At 59.1% G+C, this 2,243-nt stretch carries 2 protein-coding genes; both read left to right on the top strand.

Going from position 1 to position 2,243, the window contains the following annotated elements; all coding sequences use genetic code 11:
• Nucleotides 1-72: 72 nt before the first annotated feature.
• Nucleotides 73-1,749: a hypothetical protein gene (locus tag NW815_RS13920; RefSeq protein WP_414416144.1), complete on the top strand. Its 1,677-nt coding sequence runs from the start codon at nt 73-75 to the stop codon at nt 1,747-1,749.
• A 37-nt stretch (nt 1,750-1,786) separates the two neighbouring features.
• Nucleotides 1,787-2,152 carry a hypothetical protein gene (locus NW815_RS13915; RefSeq protein WP_414390976.1) on the top strand — a complete coding sequence of 122 codons (366 nt, stop codon included), beginning with the start codon at nt 1,787-1,789 and terminating at the stop codon, nt 2,150-2,152.
• Nucleotides 2,153-2,243 lie beyond the last annotated feature (91 nt).

Genomic DNA, 2,243 nt, shown 5'->3' with positions numbered 1-2,243 from the left:
TCAGGAGAGTTCAGCGTGAATGTATCAGTGCTAAGACTGCCAAAAAACAAAGGGAGCCGCTGGCTTGCGGGTGTGCTGGGCGCGCTGATGTTGCTGGGATCCGGAATCACGGCCCAGGCTCAGTTCTTGTGGCCCGGCCATTCCCTTTTCCCCAGCTCTGGTTCCGTAGACAGTGCGGAACAGAGGGGATCCCACTTGGCTGCTCGGCTCGACGCCTACTGCCGACAGCCGCCCGAGGAGGTAGCGCGCAAGGCTCAACTGCGCCAGCAGGCTGCCCAGTCGAATGCTGCTTGGGCCGAGTACACCCAAGTTTTGGCCGAACATGGCGCTGCCTTGATCGCCTGCCGCAGCCAACGCTGGCCCCAGATCCAGGCCATCTGGGTACGTCTGCATCCCTGTGATGCCAATCCGGGCGTGTTGGATCAGGTGTTCGACCAAGTGGTAAACCTGGGCTACAACCGCGTCTTTATCGAGACCTTTTACGATGGTCGCTCCATTTTGCCGGATGGCGCAGGGGGGATCTGGCCCAGCCTACAGCCCAACGCCGACTTGTTGGATCTGGCTCTGAAGGCGGCGCGACGCCGCGGTTTGTCTGCTTATGCTTGGGTGTTTTCCCTCAATTTCGGTTACAGCTACGGACAACGGCCCGATCGACAGGTGGCCCTGGCCCGCAACGGTCGTGGCATAACCACCGTCTTGGATCCCGCTACAGCCCTTTCGGAAGACCTGGGCAGTCCTGGCGAGGTATTTGTGGATCCCTTTCATCCCCTGGCACGGCGGGATTTTGCCGAGTTGGTCCGCCGCATTCTACAGCGACAGCCAGATGGGATCCTTTTCGACTACATTCGCTATCCGCGTGGCTCAGGGGGATCCAGCGTGGCAGCCACCGTCCGAGACTTGTGGATTCACGGAGAGGCCGCTCGGAAAGCCTACCTTGATTTGGCAGAAAATCCAGCGGGTCGGGCGCTGCTGGAGCGCTATTTGAGCCAGGGCTACGTGACGGTGAGGGATGTGCAGCAGTTGGATGCCGCCTACGCCGAGGAACCCAGATGGCGTCAGCCAGGGGATCCCTGGCCCAGCCCGACCGAGAAATGGGCGCTTTCCCCAGAGTTACTGGACTGGGCTGCCCAAGACATGGCCAGCAGGAATTGGCAGGGGGATCAGCTTTCCTCTGCAAAAGATTTACCAGAGAGTCTGGAGAAACCGGCGGATTCCAGTTCTGAGGCAGCAGCACCAACTCCTGCCCCTTCCCCCACCCCCAGCACCGCCGTTCGCCAAGAACGTTGGCAGCAGCAGCTTTGGCAGCTGAGCGTCGAGTTTGCCCGCTACGGCGTTCTCGATTATCTACAGCAGGCCGCCCAACCCGCCCAGAGGCTGGGGATCCCGGTGGGGGCTGTCTTCTTCCCAGAAGGCAACCAAGCAGTAGGAGAAGGGTTTGACGCTCGTCTGCAACCCTGGGACCGCTTTGATCCGGGTATGGAATGGCACCCAATGGCCTATGCCAAGTGCGAGGATAGCTCCTGTGTGGCGCAGCAGGTGGAGCAGGTCCTGGCTGTGGCCTCTCCCCAAACCTTTGTCTGCCCGGCCATTGCCGGTCTATGGGGACAAGCCCAGCGGCAACGCCCCAGCCTGGAAACCCAAACAGCAGAGCTGGCCCGCCGCTTCCCGCAGTTGCCCTGTGTGAGTCACTTCGCCCTCTCCTGGATCGAGCCGGAGCTGGAGCGCAGCCGTCGCACCTGTCAACTCTAACGCCCATCCCAATCTGAAAGTTAGGAATTCTGAACTTATGAGCCCTGAGCAATTTGATCTGATTAACTGTCTGTTTCAACTGACCTTTCAGATCGGGGATCGCTTGGGCTGTGAATCCTCAGATCCTGCTCAATTGTTGCTGACCAACCGGCCCAGCCTGGAATCCAGTTGCACATTCTTTCCTTCCGATTTCACCTACGAAGCCTTGGATCCCCAAGTGTGGGCCGACTACATGGCGGAAGTTCCGGCCTTAGCGCAGATGGCGAATATTTTGCAACCTTATCCTTTCACCTGTGGCATTTATCGCCAAGACGAGGTTTCGTGGTGGATTTGCGCCTTTTGGGCAGCCCAAGAGGACTTGGGAACCAACTTGCTCTTGCGCGCCCACAGAGTCGAAACTTAGGCGCTTGAGCCCTATCTCCTCTCCCTCATCGAGACGGGGATCGGCGTTACCGGAATCAAAGGGGCTGATAGCAGTCGTGGTTTTTATTACC

This window comes from Synechococcus sp. R6-7, from assembly GCF_047461695.1.
Taxonomy (GTDB): Bacteria; Cyanobacteriota; Cyanobacteriia; order Thermostichales; family Thermostichaceae; genus Thermostichus.
Note: the sequence above shows the minus strand (reverse complement) of the source record. Positions and strands in the feature narration are given on the sequence as shown.